The 17,760-nt window shown below is 70.8% G+C and carries 10 protein-coding genes and 1 tRNA gene; 1 reads left to right on the top strand and 10 read right to left on the bottom strand.

The genetic code is table 11. From position 1 onward, the window contains the following. Positions 1-99: 99 nt before the first annotated feature. The 9 genes from ABZ457_RS26215 to ABZ457_RS26175 form a co-directional block, all read right to left on the bottom strand. Positions 100-570: a DNA starvation/stationary phase protection protein gene (locus tag ABZ457_RS26215; RefSeq protein WP_026278098.1), complete on the bottom strand. Its 471-nt coding sequence runs from the start codon at positions 568-570 to the stop codon at positions 100-102. Positions 571-732: 162 nt separating this feature from the next. Beyond that, positions 733-1,116 (bottom strand): helix-turn-helix transcriptional regulator, encoded by a 384-nt coding sequence (locus ABZ457_RS26210; protein WP_018850334.1) that lies wholly within the window; start codon positions 1,114-1,116, stop codon positions 733-735. A 109-nt stretch (positions 1,117-1,225) separates the two neighbouring features. Further along, complete coding sequence (locus ABZ457_RS26205) at positions 1,226-1,762, bottom strand: nicotinamide-nucleotide amidohydrolase family protein (RefSeq protein WP_359161894.1); 537 nt, start codon at positions 1,760-1,762, stop codon at positions 1,226-1,228. Next, positions 1,759-2,436, bottom strand: coding sequence for a CDP-diacylglycerol--glycerol-3-phosphate 3-phosphatidyltransferase (gene pgsA, locus ABZ457_RS26200; RefSeq protein WP_359161891.1), 678 nt, complete (start codon positions 2,434-2,436; stop codon positions 1,759-1,761). Before pgsA ends, ABZ457_RS26205 begins: the two co-directional genes overlap by 4 nt. Next, the gene (gene rimO / locus ABZ457_RS26195) at positions 2,433-3,899 is read right to left on the bottom strand and encodes a 30S ribosomal protein S12 methylthiotransferase RimO (protein ID WP_359161888.1); all 1,467 of its coding nucleotides are present in this window, start codon (positions 3,897-3,899) and stop codon (positions 2,433-2,435) included. The genes pgsA and rimO overlap by 4 nt, the downstream gene beginning before the upstream one ends. A gap of 128 nt (positions 3,900-4,027) precedes the next feature. After that, complete coding sequence (locus tag ABZ457_RS26190; RefSeq protein WP_359161885.1) at positions 4,028-4,852, bottom strand: helix-turn-helix domain-containing protein; 825 nt, start codon at positions 4,850-4,852, stop codon at positions 4,028-4,030. A 200-nt stretch (positions 4,853-5,052) separates the two neighbouring features. Then, entirely contained in the window at positions 5,053-7,845 is a 2,793-nt protein-coding gene (locus tag ABZ457_RS26185) for a DNA translocase FtsK (RefSeq protein ID WP_359161882.1), read from the bottom strand. A gap of 170 nt (positions 7,846-8,015) precedes the next feature. Beyond that, positions 8,016-8,699 (bottom strand): response regulator, encoded by a 684-nt coding sequence (locus tag ABZ457_RS26180; RefSeq protein WP_359161879.1) that lies wholly within the window; start codon positions 8,697-8,699, stop codon positions 8,016-8,018. A gap of 274 nt (positions 8,700-8,973) precedes the next feature. After that, on the bottom strand, positions 8,974-14,430 hold the full coding sequence (locus ABZ457_RS26175; RefSeq protein WP_359161876.1) for a HAMP domain-containing protein: 5,457 nt from the start codon (positions 14,428-14,430) through the stop codon (positions 8,974-8,976). Positions 14,431-14,697: 267 nt separating this feature from the next. On the opposite strand from ABZ457_RS26175, the gene ABZ457_RS26170 reads away from it, so the two are divergent. Next, positions 14,698-17,370: a SpoIIE family protein phosphatase gene (locus tag ABZ457_RS26170; RefSeq protein ID WP_359161873.1), complete on the top strand. Its 2,673-nt coding sequence runs from the start codon at positions 14,698-14,700 to the stop codon at positions 17,368-17,370. A gap of 55 nt (positions 17,371-17,425) precedes the next feature. Here ABZ457_RS26170 and ABZ457_RS26165 read toward each other — a convergent pair. Continuing rightward, positions 17,426-17,498 (bottom strand) — tRNA-Thr (locus ABZ457_RS26165). Positions 17,499-17,760 lie beyond the last annotated feature (262 nt).

Raw genomic sequence — 17,760 nt, 5'->3', positions numbered from 1 at the left:
CCGTACCTCCGGGTCCGTCCGCGTCGGGGTCGTCCCCGGCCTCACCGGGACGGGGCCCGCCTGCGCGGGCCCCGTCACCGGCCGCTCTCCGCCGTCCGCTCAGGCGGACTCGGCCTGGAACATCCAGGCGTGCTTCTCAAGGTCTGCGGTGAGCCCGATGAGGATGTCCTGGGTGATCGGGTCGGGCTTGTCGGTGGCCTCGATGCGCTCCCGCATCCGGCCGATGACCGCGCCGAGCGCGTCCACCATGGTCTTCACGACCTCGGTGTCCTTGATCCAGCCCTCGGGCACGGTCCCGATCGCGCTCTGCTTCGCCACCGTCGCGGCCCGCCCGTCGGGGGCGACCCCGATCGCGGACGAGCGCTCGGCGACCGTGTCGGAGTGCTGGCGCGCGGTGGCCACGACCTCGTCGAGCTGAAGGTGCACGGAGCGGAACCGGGGACCGACCACGTTCCAGTGGACCTGCTTGGCCACCAGGGCCAGGTCCACCAGGTCAACCAGCGCACCCTGGAGAGCGTTGCCGACCGTCTTGAGGTCGGTCTCGGACAGGGTGCTCTTCACGACAGACATGAATGTCCCTCCTCAGGGATCGCCGACTACACTCCACAGTCGCACAACTACTCACATAGCTCATGCGGGGGCGAATCATCCCGGAAACGACAACGGCCCCGGGTGGTACTCGCGTACCACCCGGGGCCGGGGCCAAACGTGCCGTGCAGTGCTCGCTGCGGATCAGGCGGCGACGACGTCGACCGCTTCCGCAGGCGCCTTGATCGTCACACGCTCGGTCGGCACACCTGCCACCGACGTCACGGAGACGGAGTTGAGCATCGGGCGCACCGGTGCGGGCACCGGCTCGGTGGCGGCGGCGGACGCGGCCAGTTCGGCCAGGGACAGCTCGTCGCTCACCTCCCGCATGAGCTCGGACATCCGTACGTCAAGCGCGTCGCAGATGGCGGAGAGCAGCTCGGAGGAAGCCTCCTTCTGCCCCCGCTCCACCTCGGAGAGATAGCCGAGTGAGACTCGGGCGGACGAGGAGACTTCGCGCAGAGTACGGCCCTGGCGCTGGCGCTGCCGACGCAGCACGTCACCCAGCAGGCGACGGAGCAGAATCATCGGTGGCTCCCTCCTCGGACCGCGTAGCCGCATCCTTCACGCCCCACCGTACCGCCTCGCGCCGCGGCCGTGCGGGGAGCGATGTCGTGTTCACTCAGGGCTGCAAACATCAAGTCCCCCCGTTCTGTTCCGTATCCTGTGCCCGCGCATTCCCGTGCAGTTCGCCGGAGAGCAGGGCGAGCACTCTCCGTACACTCTCCTTACGGATTTCCTCCCGGCCGCCGTTCAACCTCAGTACGGCGGTTTTTGCGGCCCCGGAAGGTCCCGATACGGCAACGTGCACGGTGCCCACCGGGTGCCCGTCCTGCGGTTCGGGGCCCGCGACACCGGTGGTGGCGATGCCCCAGTCGGCGCCGAGCCGACCGCGCACCCCGGCCGCCATCTGCGCGGCGACCTCGGCGTCCACGGCTCCCCGCTCGGCCAGCAGCGCCGCGTCCACGTCCAGCAGCTCGGCCTTGAGCGCGGTCGCGTACGCCGTCACCGAGCCGCGGAAGACGCGGGACGCCCCCGGCACATCGGTGAGCCGGGCGGCCACGAGACCGCCGGTCAGGGACTCCGCCACGGCGAGGGTCTGACCGCGCTCCGCGAGCAGCGCCAGCACCTCCGCCGCGGTGTCCCCGGACCCGGAGGCCGCCCCGGAGGTCACGGCCGGCGGTCCTCGGCGGTGGCGTCGACCGCCACCCGCGCGGCCAGCCCCTGGCGCCGCAGCACGATCGCCTGGCGGACGTAGTCGAGACCGGTCACCACGGTGAGCACGACGGCGACGGCCATCACCCAGAAGCGCAGCGTGGCCAGCGGCCCGGTCAGTGCCAGGACGTACATACCGACCGCGGTCCCCTGGGCGAGGGTCTTCATCTTGCCGCCGCGGCTGGCCGGGATGACACCGTGCCGGATCACCCAGAAGCGCATCAGCGTGATCCCGAGTTCCCGGAAGAGGATCACGGCCGTCACCCACCAGGGCAGGTCCCCGAGGGCGGAGAGGCAGATCAGGCCGGCCGCCATGATCGCCTTGTCGGCGATCGGGTCGGCGATCTTCCCGAAGTCGGTGACGAGGTTGTAGGTGCGCGCCAGATGCCCGTCGAAGATGTCGGTGATCATCGCGACGGCGAAGGCGGCCCAGGCCCAGGCCCGCCACGCCGGGTCGTAGCCGCCGTCCTGGAGGAGGAGGACCACGAAGGCCGGCACGAGGACCAGCCGGAGCATGGTGAGGATGTTGGCGATGTTCCACAGGCTGGCCTGGTTCACGGCCGCGGCCCCCAGCTTGCCGCCGGGCACCGGTCGGCCTGCGCCGCCCGCCGCGGACGCGGGCACTCCTGTCATCTGCCGGCCTCCTCGCCCAGGCACTCGGCCACCAGGTCGACGCCTTCGGCCGCGACGGCCTTCGCGGTCACCATCCGGCCGGGCACCAGGCCCTCGGGAGAGGTGAAGCGCACCTGGCCGTCGGTCTCGGGCGCCTGGTGGGCGGCCCGGCCGATCGCGCCGTCCTCCTCGTCGACGGACTCGACCAGGACCTCCAGGGTCTCCCCCAGGCGCTCCTCGGCGCGCTGGGCGGTCAGCTCCTCGGCGACCCGGGAGAGGTGGGACAGGCGCTCGGCGATCACGTCCGCGTCGAGCTTGTTCTCGTAGCCGAGGGCCTCGGTGCCCTCCTCGTCGCTGTAGCCGAAGACGCCGATGGCGTCGAGGCGGGCGGCGCCGAGGAAGCGTTCCAGCTCGGCGAAGTCGGCCTCGCTCTCGCCGGGGAAGCCGACGATGAAGTTGGAGCGCACACCGGCCTGCGGGGCCTTGCCGCGGATGGTCTCCAGCAGCTCCCAGAAGCGCTCGGTGTCCCCGAAGCGGCGCATGGCGCGCAGCACGCCGGGCGCGGAGTGCTGGAAGGACAGGTCGAAGTAGGGGACGACCTTCTCGGTGGAGGTGAGGACGTCGATCAGGCCGGGGCGCATCTCGGCGGGCTGGAGGTAGCTCACGCGGACGCGCTCGATGCCGTCGACCGCGGCCAGTTCCGGCAGCAGGGTCTCCAGCAGGCGGATGTCGCCGAGGTCCTTGCCGTAGGAGGTGTTGTTCTCCGAGACGAGCATGACCTCCTTCACACCCTGCTCGGCCAGCCAGCGGGTCTCGCCCAGCACATCGCTGGGGCGGCGGGAGATGAAGGAGCCGCGGAAGGATGGGATGGCGCAGAAGGTGCAGCGGCGGTCGCAGCCGGAGGCCAGCTTCACGGACGCGACGGGGCTGGAGCCGAGGCGGCGGCGCAGCGGGGCGCGCGGGCCGGACTCCGGGGCGAGGCCCTCGGGCAGGTCGGCCGGGGCGGGCGCGAGGTCGCCGTGGCCGGGCAGCGCGACCTCGGTGGCGCCCTGCCGCTCGACGGGGCTCAGGGGCAGCAGCAGGCGCCGGTCGCGCGGGGTGTGGGAGGCGTGGATGCCGCCGCTGAGGATGGTCTGGAGGCGGTCGGAGATATCGGCGTAGTCGTCGAAGCCGAGCACGCCGTCGGCCTCGGGCAGCGCCTCGGCGAGGTCCTTGCCGTAGCGCTCGGCCATGCAGCCGACGGCGACGACGGCCTGGGTGCGTCCGTGGTCCTTGAGGTCGTTCGCCTCCAGCAGGGCGTCGACCGAGTCCTTCTTCGCCGCTTCGACGAATCCGCAGGTGTTGACGACGGCCACGTCCGCGTCGGCGGCTTCCTCGACGAGGTCCCAGCCGTCCGCGGCCAGGCGGCCTGCCAGCTCCTCCGAGTCCACCTCGTTACGGGCACAGCCAAGAGTGACAAGGGCGACGGTACGGCGTTCGGGCATGGACTCAAGACTACTTCGTCCCGACCCGCCCCCTTGCCCCCAGGGGCCCGGGCAGCCGTGTGCCCGGCGCGGCGGGTGCCGGCCGGGCACGGAACAGGGTGTTCGCAGGGCCTTCGCCCGGGGCGGTGTCAGCCGGCCTCGGGGTCGCCCTTTGTGTACGAGAGGCGTTCGACGCCGCCCATCGCGAACTCGTCGTCGATCTTCTTGCCGTTGACGAAGAGCTCGATCGCGCCGGCGTTGCCGAGGATGAGATCGACGCGCTCGTCGTCCTGGAAGATCTTCGACTGCCCCTTGAACAGGGTGCCGTCGAAGAGCAGCTTGCCGTTGTGGGAGTGGGCGGAGATCCAGCTCTTGTCGTCGGTGACCGAGAGCTTGACCGTCACCTTGTCCTTGGGGACGGCGGCGATGGCGCTGTCGGACGGGTCGGGCTTGGGGTCGGCGGGCTTGACCGGCGCCTTGCTGGGCGTCGGCGTGGCCTCGGGCGCGGGACCGTCGGCCACCTCCCGGCCGCCGCCCTCGTCGTTGCCGCCGCTGACGAGGGTGAAGCCGGCGAAGCCGACCACCACGACGATGGCGGCGACCATGGCGGCGGTCCAGTTGGGCCGGCGGCGCTCGGGCCGGATGCGTTCGGCTTCGAACAGCGGTGCGGCCGGCGTCGGCGACGGGCGGCCGCCGTGCTCGGCGTCGAACTGCTCGACGAGGGGTTCGGGATCGAGTCCGACGGCCCTGGCGAGCATGCGGATGTGGCCCCGAGCGTACACGTCGCCGCCGCAGCGGGAGAAGTCGTCGTCCTCGATTCCGTGCACGAGGGGGATTCGCACGCGGGTGGAGGCGCTGACCTCTTCGACGGTCAGCCCGGCGCCGACACGCGCCTGCCGCAGGGCGTGGCCGATCGACGGCCGGTCGTCTTCGACAGAAGGCCGGTTGTCTTCGGGGGAGTTGCCGATGGACACGGGGGCGCCTTTCGAGCGTGAGCCACCTGCTGGAGGTTCAGTCTAGGGGTGGGGCGAAACGGTGGGGCAACCGGGCGGCGTAACTTTGTACGCCATCGGAATGGCCTTGTGACCAGCCGGTCCTCCCGGTGGCGCAACACCTTCTCGTCCCTCCGTCCAACTTGACGTACGGCGAGGGGAAACGGTTGCCCGCGTATCCCTTACGGGTGAGTCTCTCCGCGGATCACGGCGAGCACTCCATCCAGTTCGTCCGGTTTCACGAGCACGTCGCGGGCCTTGGAGCCCTCGCTGGGGCCCACGATGTTCCGTGACTCCATCAGGTCCATGAGTCTGCCCGCCTTCGCGAAGCCCACGCGCAGCTTCCGCTGGAGCATCGAGGTGGACCCGAACTGGGTGGAGACGACCAGCTCGGCCGCCTGGCACAGCAGGTCGAGGTCGTCGCCGATGTCCTCGTCGATCTCCTTCTTCTGCTTGGTGCCGACGACGACGTCCTCCCGGAAGACCGGCGCCATCTGGTCCTTGCAGTGCTGGACGACGGCCGCGACCTCGTCCTCGGTGACGAAGGCGCCCTGCATACGGGTGGGCTTGTTGGCGCCCATCGGCAGGAAGAGTCCGTCGCCCTTGCCGATGAGCTTCTCGGCGCCGGGCTGGTCGAGGATGACCCGGCTGTCGGCGAGGGAGGAGGTCGCGAACGCGAGCCGGGAGGGCACGTTGGCCTTGATGAGGCCGGTGACGACGTCGACGGAGGGGCGCTGGGTGGCCAGGACCAGGTGGATGCCGGCCGCGCGCGCGAGCTGGGTGATGCGCACGATGGCGTCCTCGACGTCCCGGGGCGCGACCATCATCAGGTCGGCCAGCTCGTCGACGATGACCAGCAGGTAGGGGTAGGGCTGGAGCTCGCGCTCGCTGCCCTCGGGCGGTGTGGCCTTGCCGTCCCGCACGGCCCGGTTGAAGTCGTCGATGTGCCGGTAGCCGAAGGCGGCGAGGTCGTCGTAGCGCAGGTCCATCTCGCGCACCACCCACTGGAGGGCCTCGGCGGCCCGCTTGGGGTTGGTGATGATCGGGGTGATCAGGTGCGGGATGCCCTCGTAGGCGGTCAGTTCGACGCGCTTGGGGTCGACGAGGACCATACGGACGTCCTCGGGGGTGGCCCGCATCATGATCGAGGTGATCAGGCAGTTGATGCAGGAGGACTTGCCGGAGCCGGTCGCGCCGGCGACCAGCATGTGCGGCATCTTCGCCAGGCTGTGCATCACGTAGCCGCCCTCGACGTCCTTGCCGAACGCGACCATCATCGGGTCGTCGTCCTCGGCGAGGCGCAGCACGTCCCCCAGGTTGACCATCTCGCGGTCGCTGTTGGGGATCTCGATGCCGACGGCGGACTTCCCCGGGATCGGGGAGATGATCCGCACGTCCGGGCTGGCGACCGCGTAGGCGATGTTCTTGGTCAGGGCGGTGATCTTCTCGACCTTGACCGCGGGGCCGAGCTCGACCTCGTAGCGGGTGACCGTCGGGCCTCGGGTGAAGCCGGTGACGGCCGCGTCGACCTTGAACTCGGTGAAGACGGTGGTGAGGGAGGTGACCACGGCGTCGTTGGCGGCGCTGCGGGTCTTGCCCGGGCCGCCGCGCTCCAGCAGGTCCAGGGAGGGCAGGGAGTAGGTGATGTCGCCGGAGAGCTGGAGCTGTTCGGCGCGCGGGGGCAGCGGCTGGGAGGAGTCCGGGGCGGGCTTGGTCAGGTCGGGGACGGCGCTGCCGCCCGGGGTCCGCTCCCCGGCGGCCGGGCGCTTCGCCGGCTCGCGGTCCCGCTCCTCCCGTTCCTCGGGCTCGCGTGCGGTGGGCACCGGGGAGGCGGCGCGCTGCCGGTCCGCGGTGACGTCACGGGTGAGGTCGGCGACGACCGGGGAGGGGGGCATGCCGTTGAGGACCGCGCCGTCGAGCGCGGCGGCCGCGGCGGCGGCGACATCGACCGGGTCCATGCCGTGGCCCGCGTCGGGCCGGGCGGAGGGGCGGCGCGGACGGCGGCGGCGCTCCAGGGCGTCCTGTTCGGCGCGGTCCGGGTCGTAGTCGGCGGGCCGGCCGCCGCGCGGGCGGCGGCCGGGGGCGGGCAGGGCCTCGCGCCACTGCTCCTCGTACCGCTCGTCGTCCGGCCCGTACTCCGCGCCCTCCTCGGGGAGCGGGTCGACCAGGCCGAGCCTGGTGCCGAGCTGGCGCAGGCGCTGCGGGATGGCGTTGACCGGGGTGGCGGTGACGACGAGCAGACCGAAGACGGTGAGCAGCACCAGCAGCGGGACGGCGAGGACCTCGCCCGTCATGAAGACCAGCGGCTGGGACGCGCCCCAGCCGATGAGCCCGCCCGCGTCCTGTATGGCCTTGGTGCCCTCGCCCCGGCCCGGGGAGCCGCAGGCGATGTGGACCTGGCCGAGGACGCCGATGACGAGCGCGGAGAGGCCGATGACGATGCGCCCGTTGGCCTCGGGCTTCTCGGGATAGAGGATCAGGCGCACGGCGACCGCGCCCAGCAGGATGGGCGCGAGGAGGTCAAGCCGTCCGAAGGCTCCGGTGACGAGCATCTCGACGAGGTCGCCGACCGGGCCCTTGAGGTTGGACCAGGTGCCCGCCGCCACGACGAGGGCGAGCCCGAGGAGGAGCAGGGCGAGCCCGTCCTTGCGGTGGGCCGGGTCAAGTCCCTTGGCGCCGCGCCCTATTCCGCGCAGCAGGGCGCCGACCGCGTGGGCGGCGCCGAGCCACACGGCCCGGACCAGGCGGTAGATGCCGTTGGTCGGGGAGGGCGCGGGCTTGGGCGGGGGCGCCTTGCGGGCCGCCGCCTTCTTCGCGGGCGACTTCTTGGCAGGGGGCTTCTTCGCGGGGGACGCCTTCTTGGCGGGCGCCTTCGCGGGTGCCGCCTTCTTCGCGGCACCGGTCGTCCGGCCGGCGCGCGGCTTCGCGGTGCCCGCCGTGCCCTGGGAACCCTTGCCGGACGTACGTGAGGCCATGGTGGTGAGGTTACCGGTGCGGGCCCCGAGGGACACGGGTGACCACGGCTTCACCCGAACGTGTCGCGCCCGTGGGGGCGGTGAACTGACGCACCTTCACGGGAGTTCACGCCCGTGAAGGTGCGCGGCCGACCACGGCGGTACGGGCCGGCCGCGCCGGGCGGCCGGGCTCAGCCCTGCGGCGGAAGGCTCGGCGCGCCGCCGCCCGTGCCGGGCTCCAGGGCGTCCAGGGCGCGGCGCAGGCCGGTCAGCTTGCGCTCCAGATGGGCGGCGGTGGCGACCGCCGCCGCGTCCGCCGAGTCGTCGTCGAGCTGCTTGGAGAGCGCCTCGGCCTGCTCCTCAACTGCCGCGAGGCGCGCGGACAGTTCCGCCAGCAAACCGGCGGGCTCCCGGCCGGCGCCGGTGTCCGCCTGGCCGCCGCCCTCCAGCTGGAGCCTCAGCAGGGCCGCCTGCTCCCGGAGTTGGCAGTTCTTCATGTAGAGGTCCACGAACACGGAGACCTTGGCCCGCAGCACCCACGGGTCGAAGGGCTTCGAGATGTAGTCCACCGCGCCCGCCGCGTAGCCGCGGAAGGTGTGGTGCGGGCCGTGGTTGATCGCCGTGAGGAAGATGATCGGGATGTCTCTGGTGCGCTCGCGCCGCTTGATGTGCGCGGCGGTCTCGAATCCGTCCATCCCCGGCATCTGGACGTCCAGCAGGATGACCGCGAAGTCGTCCGTCAACAGCGCCTTGAGCGCTTCCTCCCCTGACGATGCCCGCACCAGTGTCTGATCGAGCGCCGAGAGGATGGCCTCCAACGCCAGCAGATTCTCCGGCCGGTCATCGACCAGGAGGATCTTGGCTTTCTGCACCATGCCCCGTCCTCCTCGCCCCGGCATGGGGTCTCTCCAGCTCAGAGAGCCGGAGGACGCACCGGGCGCCGCCCCAGGGGACGACTCCCTTGCGTCGCCCGTCCTTGTGCCGGTCATGGTAGCCGCACCCCGCCCGTCGCCACACCCTGTCACCGTGATGTCACTGTGCACGTACCGAAAACGTGGGGGGAGACCGGATCGTTCCCCGCAATACCCTCCCCCACACGCATTCGGACAGACTCGATCACCATGAGGTATCACTTCATGCGAGAAGCGGTCACTTCACGGTCATCCACTGCTCCATGACAGACAGAAGATGATCGGGGTCGACCGGTTTCGTGACGTAGTCGGAGGCGCCCGACTCGATCGCCTTCTCCCGGTCCCCCTTCATCGCCTTCGCCGTCAGCGCGATGATCGGCAGCCCCGCGAACTGCGGCATCCGCCGGATCGCCGTCGTCGTCGCGTACCCGTCCATCTCCGGCATCATGATGTCCATCAGCACCACCGTGACGTCGTCGTGCTGCTCCAGGACCTCGATGCCCTCGCGCCCGTTCTCCGCGTACAGCACCGACAGGCCGTGCTGCTCCAGGACCGAGGTCAGCGCGAAGACATTGCGGATGTCGTCGTCCACGATGAGGACCTTCTCCCCGTCGAAGGCAAACACCCGGCGCCGCTCCGGCGCCTGCTCGGCCGAATCCGGCTCCCGCTGCGGCTCGCCGCTCTCCTGCCGCGCCGGCTCCGCCGCCTCCAGGGCCTTGCGGCGGCGCCGGAACAGCGCGGCCGGACCCGGCGCCGCCGGCTGCCGGCGGGCGGGGGCGCCCGCCGCCGCGTCCTCGGCCGCGTCCCGGGCGCCGTCCTCCTCCGCCGGCAGCTCCGCCCCGGTCCCCGGCGCGGGCTGCGGGTAGCCCTGCGGCGGCAGCTCACCGGCGTGCAGCGGCAGATAGAGCGTGAACGTCGAGCCGCGGCCCGGCTCGCTCGCCGCGTGGATCTCACCGCCCAGCAGCCGCGCGATCTCCCGGCTGATGGACAGCCCGAGCCCGGTGCCGCCGTACTTGCGGCTCGTGGTGCCGTCCGCCTGCTTGAACGCCTCGAAGATCACCCGCATCTTGCCCGCCGCGATCCCGATACCGGTGTCCGTCACCGAGAACGCGATCAGGTCGGCGTCCGCCTCCTGGAGGGAACCCGCCTCCAGCAACTGCTCCCGGATCGACTGTGGCACATCCGCGCCCGCCGGCCGGATCACCAGCTCCACCGCACCGCTGTCGGTGAACTTCACCGCGTTCGACAGCAGGTTCCGCAGCACCTGGAGGAGCCGCTGCTCGTCCGTGTGCAGGGTGGCCGGCAGCTCCGGGGAGACCCGCACCGAGAAGTCGAGCCCCTTCTCCGCGGTCAGCGGCCGGAACGTCGCCTCCACATAGTCCACCAGCTGCACCAGCGCGATCCGGGTCGGACTCACGTCCATCTTGCCCGCCTCGACCTTCGACAGGTCGAGGATGTCGTTGATGAGCTGGAGCAGGTCGGAACCCGCGCCGTGGATCGTCTCGGCGAACTCCACCTGCTTCGGCGAGAGGTTGGTGTCCGGGTTGTCCGCCAGCAACTTGGCCAGAATCAGCAGGGAGTTCAGCGGCGTCCGCAGCTCGTGCGACATGTTCGCCAGGAACTCCGACTTGTAGCGCATGGAGACCGCGAGCTGCTCCGCCCGCTCCTCCAGGACCTGCCGGGCCTCCTCGATCTCGGTGTTCTTCACCTCGATGTCGCGGTTCTGCTGCGCCAGCAGCTCGGCCTTGTCCTCCAGCTCCGCGTTGGACGACTGGAGCGCCTTCTGCCGGTTCTCCAGCTCCGCCGACCGCTCCCGCAGCTGCTCGGTCAGCTCCTGCGACTGCTTCAGCAGCACCTCGGTCTTGGTGTTCACACTGATCGTGTTGACGCTCGTGGCGATCATCTCGGCGATCTGGTTGAGGAAGTCCCGCTGGATCTGCGTGAACGGCTGGAACGAGGCCAGCTCGATCACCCCGAGGACCTTCCCCTCGAAGAGCACCGGCAGCACGATCACATACGCCGGCGGCGCCTCCCCCAGCCCCGAGGAGATCTTCAGATAACCCGGCGGCACATTGACCTGGATGGTCCGCTTCTCCTCGGCCGCCGTCCCGATCAGGGTCTCCCCCGGCCGGAACGAGGTGGGCATCAGCCCCGCCGAGTAGCCGTAACTGCCCCGCATGATCAGCTCGTACGACTCCCCGCCCGAGGACACGTCCGAGCTGCTGCCCGTCGGCATCGCCAGGAAGAACGCGCCGTGCTGCGCGGAGACCACCGGCGTCAGCTCGCTCATGATCAGCGAGGCGACGTCGTCGAGGTCCCGGCGGCCCTGCATCAGACCGGAGATCCGGGCCAGGTTGCCCTTCAGCCAGTCCTGCTCCTCGTTGGCGAGGGTGGTGTCGCGCAGGTTCGCGATCATGGTGTTGATGTTGTCCTGGAGGACCTGGATCTCGCCGGCCGCGTCCACGTCGACCTTCAGGTTGAGATCGCCGCGGGTCACCGCCGTGGCCACGGCCGCGATGGCGCGCACCTGCCGGGTCAGGTTCCCGGCCATCTCGTTCACCGACTCGGTCAGGTCCCGCCAGGTGCCGTCCACGTCACGCACCCGCGCCTGGCCGCCGAGCTGCCCGTCGGTGCCCACCTCACGGGCGACCCGGGTGACCTCCTCCGCGAAGGAGGAGAGCTGGTCGACCATGGTGTTGATGGTGGTCTTCAGCTCCAGGATCTCGCCCCGGGCGTCGATGTCGATCTTGCGGGTCAGGTCGCCCTTCGCGATGGCCGTGGTGACCGTCGCGATCTGCCGCACCTGCCCGGTCAGGTTGGACGCCATCGAGTTCACCGACTCGGTCAGGTCCTTCCACGTCCCCGACACGCCCGGGACGTGCGCCTGACCGCCCAGGCGGCCGTCGGTGCCCACCTCGCGCGCCACCCGGGTCACCTCGTCGGCGAACGAGGACAGCGTGCGCACCATGGTGTTCACCGTGTCCGCCAGCTCCGCGACCTCGCCGCGCGCCTCCACGGTCACCGTCTTCGACAGATCGCCGTTGGCCACCGCGGACGACACCCGGGCGATGTTCCGCACCTGGTTCGTCAGGTTGTTGGCCATCAGATTGACGTTGTCGCTCAGGTCCTTCCAGATGCCGGTCACCCCGCGCACCCGCGCCTGGCCGCCCAGCACACCCTCGGTGCCCACCTCGCGGGCCACCCGGGTCACCTCGTCGGCGAAGTCGGAGAGCTGGTCGACCATCGTGTTGACGGTCGTCACCAGCTCCAGGATCTCGCCCTTGGCGTCGACGGTGATCTTCTTCGACAGGTCGCCCTTGGCGACCGCGGTGGTGACCTCGGCGATGTTGCGCACCTGACTGGTCAGGTTGTTCGCCATGAAGTTCACCGACTGGGTGAGGTCCTTCCAGGTGCCCGAGACCCCCTGGACCTCCGCCTGACCGCCGAGGATGCCCTCGGTGCCCACCTCGCGCGCCACCCGGGTCACCTGCTCCGCGAAGTTCGAGAGCTGGTCGACCATGGTGTTCAGGGTGTTCTTGAGCTCCAGGATCTCGCCCCGGGCGTCCACGTCGATCTTCTGCGACAGATCACCGCGCGCGACCGCCGTGGCGACCTGCGCGATATTGCGCACCTGGCCGGTGAGGTTCTCGGCCATGCCGTTCACCGAGTCCGTCAGATCACGCCACACACCGGCGACGCCCGGCACCTGCGCCTGACCGCCGAGGCGGCCGTCCGTGCCCACCTCGCGGGCCACCCGGGTCACCTGCTCGGCGAACGCGGAGAGCTGGTCCACCATCGTGTTGATGGTGTTCTTCAGCTCCAGGATCTCCCCGCGCGCGTCCACGTCGATCTTCTGCGACAGATCACCGCGCGCCACGGCCGTCGTCACCTGCGCGATCTGGCGCACCTGCGAGGTCAGGTTCCCGGCCATGAAGTTGACGGAGTCCGTCAGCTCCTTCCAGGTGCCGCTGACGCCGTCCACGCGCGCCTGACCGCCGAGGCGGCCCTCCGTGCCCACGTCCCGCGCCATCCGCGTGACCTGGTCGGCGAAGTTGGAGAGCTGCGCCACCATCGTGTTGACGGTGTTCTTCAGCTCCAGCATCTCGCCCGCGACGTCGACCGTGACCTTCTGCGACAGATCACCGTTCGCCACCGCCGTCGTCACCTGCGCGATGTCCCGCACCTGACCCGTCAGGTTCCGGAACGCCGTGTTCACCGAGTCCGTGAGGTCCTTCCAGGTACCCGCGGCGCCCGGCACCTCGGCCTGGCCACCGAGGCGGCCCTCGACGCCGACCTCCCGCGCCACGCGGGTCACCTCGGAACCGAAGGACTGGAGCTGGTCCACCATCGTGTTGACGGTGTTCTTCAGCTCCAGCATCTCGCCCGCGACGTCGACGGTGACCTTCTGCGACAGATCACCGTTCGCCACCGCCGTCGTCACCTGCGCGATGTCCCGCACCTGACCCGTCAGGTTCCGGAACGCCGTGTTCACCGAATCGGTGAGGTCCTTCCAGGTGCCGGCGGCGCCCGGCACCTGGGCCTGGCCACCGAGCAGACCCTCGGCACCGACCTCGCTCGCGACCCGCGTCACCTCGTCGGCGAAGGTGCGCAGCGTCTCGGTCATCTGGTTGATCGTCTCGGCGAGCTGGGCGACCTCGCCGCGCGCACTCACCGTCACCTTCTGCGACAGATCGCCGTTGGCGACCGCCGTCGTCACCTCGGCGATGCCACGCACCTGGGAAGTGAGATTTCCGGCCATCGTGTTGACGGAGTCGGTCAGGTCCTTCCACACCCCGGCGACCCCGGGCACGGTCGCCTGACCACCCAGCTCACCCTCGGTGCCGACCTCACGCGCCACCCGGGTCACCTCGGAGGAGAAGGACTGGAGCTGCTCCACCATCGTGTTGACGGTGTTCTTCAGCTCCAGCATCTCGCCGGCGACATGGACGGTGACCTTCTGCGACAGATCGCCCTTGGCCACCGCCGTGGTCACCAGCGCGATGTCCCGCACCTGCGCGGTCAGCCGGTGCGCCATGGTGTTGACCGAGTCGGTGAGGTCCTTCCACGACCCGGACATGCCCCGCACCTGCGCCTGGCCGCCGAGCTTGCCCTCGGTGCCCACCTCCAGGGCGACGCGTGTCACCTCGTCGGTGAACGCGGAGAGCTGGTCCACCAGGCTGTTCACGGTCCGCGCGACCTTCAGGAACTCGCCGCGCAGCGGACGCACCGTGCCGTCCTGCGGGTCCGTGGAGTGCGAACGCAGCTCCATCCGCTGCTCCAGGTCGCCCTCGGCGACCGCGGACAGCACCCGCCCGACCTCGGACACCGGCCGGGCCAGATCGTCGACCAGCTCGTTCGCGGCGTCGACGGCGGCCGCCCAGGAGCCCTCGCAGGCACCGGTCTCCAGCCGTTCCGTGAGCTTTCCCTCACGGCCGACGACTCTGCGGACGCGGGCGATCTCCCCTGTCAGATGGAGATTGCGGTCCGCGACCTCGTTGTAGACCGCGGCGATCTCGGCCATGACGCCGTCGCCCGACACCGTCAGACGACGCCGGAAGTTGCCGTCCCGCATCGTCACCAGGGCTGCCAGCAAGCGGTTCAGGGCCGCCGTGTCGACCTCGGTCGTCCCACTGCTCCGGGAACGACCGCCTTTCGCACGCGTGTCCTTGGCCCGCGCCGTCGCGCCAGACTCCACCGTGTCCCTCCCGCAGGGGTTGACCGTACTGCCTGGGCTGTCTCAGGAAGCCTGCCCAGTGTTTCACCATGCCGGAACCAGGCCATAACAGTTCGGCAGCTTCGCATAGCGTCCCCACACCCACAGGGCGGAAACAGCCACAACCGGCATCCGCTCGGACAGCGAAGGTAAGTAACCTGGCATCCGGCTGTCCAACCGCCCCGGTCCGCCCGGCAGGGGCGGAATGATGCGCTCACACCACCGGGCACGGGGAGGAACCAGCCGATCATGGCAGAGCCGGGCGTCGAGACGCGTACGAGGAGTTCTGTGATCACCGCGCGGGCGGCCGCCACCTTCGATCCGGTCGGGCGGTCCGTCGCGACCGCCCGGGCCTTCGTCCGCGACACCCTCCAGGGCTGGGGGTTCGCCGATGTGGTCGACGACGCGGTGGTCCTCACCAGCGAACTGGTCACCAACGCCGTCATCCACGCGGGGACCGCGGCCGATGTGCTCTGCCTGCGCAGCGAGGACGGCGTCCGCGTCGAGGTCGGCGACCGCTACCCCGAGCGCGAGATCCCCATCCAGGGCACCGGCAGCCCCCTGGGCAGCCTCGACCGCGAGAACGGCCGGGGACTGCTGCTCTGCGCCGCCCTCGCCTCCCGCTGGGGCGTCGAGTACACCCCCACCCACAAGCAGGTCTGGTTCCAGCTCGACCTCCCCCAGCGCAGCGTGGGCACCCGCTCCGCCGGCCCGGCGCTGCCCACCTCGATGCTCCCGGTCGCCGAGGAACGCGTCCGCGTCGCCGTCGCCCAGATCGACCGCACCGGCACCATCTCCGTGTGGAACGAGGACGCCGAGCACCTCTTCGGCTACCCGGCCGACCAGGTCCTCGGCAAGCCCCTCACCGACTTCGCCGCCTGGCCGCACACCCCCGGCACCGGCACCGGTATCGCCGAGGCGCTCCAGCTCTCCCGCTGGGAGGGCAGCTACGGCATCCGCGGCGCCGACGGCCGGGTGATCCCCGTCTACGCCTCCCACCTGCGCGTACGCGACACCAACGGCGAGCCCTCGACCGTCTGCCTGCTGGTGCGGGACGACGAGCGGGCCGTCCTCCAGACCCCGCAGCGCAACGCGGCCACGGACGCCGGGGCCGACCACCGCTCCAGCGACCCGTTCGAGGTCTTCATCGGCTCACCGGCCCCCGACGACCTGGACGGCCTCCTCCAGCGCACCGTGGAACGCGCCCGCGACATGCTCGACGGCGACGCCGCCTTCCTGCTCCTCGCCACCGACGACGAAACCGAGCTGGAGGTCCGCGCCACCACGGGGCTGCCCTCGGCCCGCCAGCGCTTCGCCCGCGTCCCCGTCGAGGCCGGCACCGGACGGTACGGCTCCGCCCGGATGCCCGCGGTCCACGAGGACCTGACGGCCGTGCCGGGGGCCGTGCCCCTGCTCAGCTCGACCGGAATGCGCTCGGTCGTGACCGTCCCGCTGAAGGTCGAGGGGCGTCTCACCGGCTCCCTCGGCGTCGCCGCCGAGTCCGCGGGCCGCTACTCGAACGAGGAGGCCCTGCGCCTCCAGTTCGCCGCGGACCGCATCGCGCTCGCGGTGGAGTCGGCCCGCCTGGGCGAGCTGGAGCGGCTGCGCCGCGGGTCCCTCTCCTTCCTGGTGGAGGCGTCCGACCTGCTGGCCGGCACCCTCGACCGGGACCAGACCCTGGCGCTGATGGCCCAGATGACGGTCCCAACCCTCGCCACCTGGTGCGCGGTCTACACGATCGCCGACCAGGCCTCGGAGCCGTACCTCTCCTACGTCCTGCACGAGGACGAGGAGCGCATCGACGACCTCAAGGCCCTGCTCTCCCGGATCGACCCGCCGGAGCCGATCGCGGCCCCGGGCGCCCGGGTGTGGAACGCGCCGGCCGAGGCGGGCCAGCGCGCGGCGCTGCTGGCCTCGAAGCGGGAACTGGGCCTCGGCGCGCTCCCGCCGGTCTCCTCGGGCATCGGGGCGACGCAGGCGACCGCGGCGGCGGTCGGCGGGGAGACGGTGGTCCTGCCGCTCGTCGCCCGCAACCGGGTCATCGGCATGCTGACCCTCGGCAAGCCCTCCGACTACCACTTCCGCCAGGAGATCCTGGAACTGGCCGAAGACCTCTCGCGCCGTGCCGCCCTGGCCCTGGACAACGCCCGGCTGTACTCGGAGCGCGTGTCCATCAGCCAGTCCCTCCAGCGCAGCCTGCTGCCCCCGGAGCTGCCGCAGATCCCGGGCGTCGAGGTCGAGGTCTTCTACCGGGCCGCCGGCGAGGGCAACGAGGTCGGCGGCGACTTCTACGACCTGTTCCCCATCCGCGACGGCGCCTACGGCTTCGCCATCGGCGACGTCTGCGGCACGGGCCCGGAGGCCGCGGCGGTCACCGGCCTCGCCCGCCACGCACTGCGGCTGCTCGCCCGCGAGGGCTTCACCGGCCCGGCGGTCCTGGAACGCCTGAACGCGGCCATCCTCGACGAGGGCGCGCGCAGCCGCTTCCTGACTCTCCTGTACGGGGAGATGTGGCCGCAGGCCGACGGCAGCGCGGTCCTGAAGGTCGTCTGCGCGGGGCACCCCCTGCCCCTGCGCCTCCGCCAGGACGGCACGGTCGAACCGGCGGCTGAACCACAGCCCCTGCTGGGCGTGATGGACGACCTGGAGCTCTACGAGCAGGTCGTGACCCTCGACCCGGGCGACGTCCTGCTGTGCGTGACGGACGGCGTGACGGAACGCCGTGAGGGCACGCGGATGCTGGGTGACGACGGCCTCACCGACGTGCTGACCACGTGCACGGGCCTGACGGCGGGAGCGGTCGCCGCGCGCGTCCTGCGGGCGGTGGAGCGCTTCGCGGCGGAGCCGGCCTCGGACGACATGGCGATCCTGGCGATGCGCGTCCACGAGCCGCACAAGGAGTCCCTGCCGGGCTCGTCCTGAGCCAGCTCATGAAAAAATCCCTCCCGCCGAAAGGCGGGAGGGATTTTCTTGGTTGAGCCCCCAAACGGAATCGAACCGTTGACCTTCTCCTTACCATGGAGACGCTCTACCGACTGAGCTATAGGGGCCTGTTGACCTCGGGTGTTCCCCGCGGCAACGAGATGAAGCATAGCCCATGTGTGCGGGCTGTTCCAAACCGATGCGGGATGGATGAGGGCCTCTGAGGGGGCGTCATGAGGGGTGCCCTCAGCGGGGATTGGCCGCCGGCCCGGAAATGCAGAAAGGCCCCGGAACTGTGTTCCGGGGCCTTCTGACAAAAATTGTTCGGCGGTGTCCTACTCTCCCACAGGGTCCCCCCTGCAGTACCATCGGCGCTGAAAGGCTTAGCTT

The organism is Streptomyces sp. NPDC005805 (assembly GCF_040630445.1).
Classification (GTDB): Bacteria; Actinomycetota; Actinomycetes; order Streptomycetales; family Streptomycetaceae; genus Streptomyces.
The sequence above is the reverse complement of the archived record's forward strand: the minus strand, read 5'-3'. Positions and strand labels throughout refer to the sequence as shown.

Coding starts and splice junctions, on each gene's coding strand:
- ABZ457_RS26210 (WP_018850334.1), bottom strand. CDS start 1,116: ATGATTCTGCTCCGTCGCCTGCTGGGTGACGTGCTGCGTCGGCAGCGC.
- ABZ457_RS26185 (WP_359161882.1), bottom strand. CDS start 7,845: ATGGCCTCACGTACGTCCGGCAAGGGTTCCCAGGGCACGGCGGGCACC.
- ABZ457_RS26170 (WP_359161873.1), top strand. CDS start 14,698: ATGGCAGAGCCGGGCGTCGAGACGCGTACGAGGAGTTCTGTGATCACC.
- pgsA (WP_359161891.1), bottom strand. CDS start 2,436: ATGACAGGAGTGCCCGCGTCCGCGGCGGGCGGCGCAGGCCGACCGGTG.
- ABZ457_RS26215 (WP_026278098.1), bottom strand. CDS start 570: ATGTCTGTCGTGAAGAGCACCCTGTCCGAGACCGACCTCAAGACGGTC.
- ABZ457_RS26180 (WP_359161879.1), bottom strand. CDS start 8,699: ATGGTGCAGAAAGCCAAGATCCTCCTGGTCGATGACCGGCCGGAGAAT.
- rimO (WP_359161888.1), bottom strand. CDS start 3,899: ATGCCCGAACGCCGTACCGTCGCCCTTGTCACTCTTGGCTGTGCCCGT.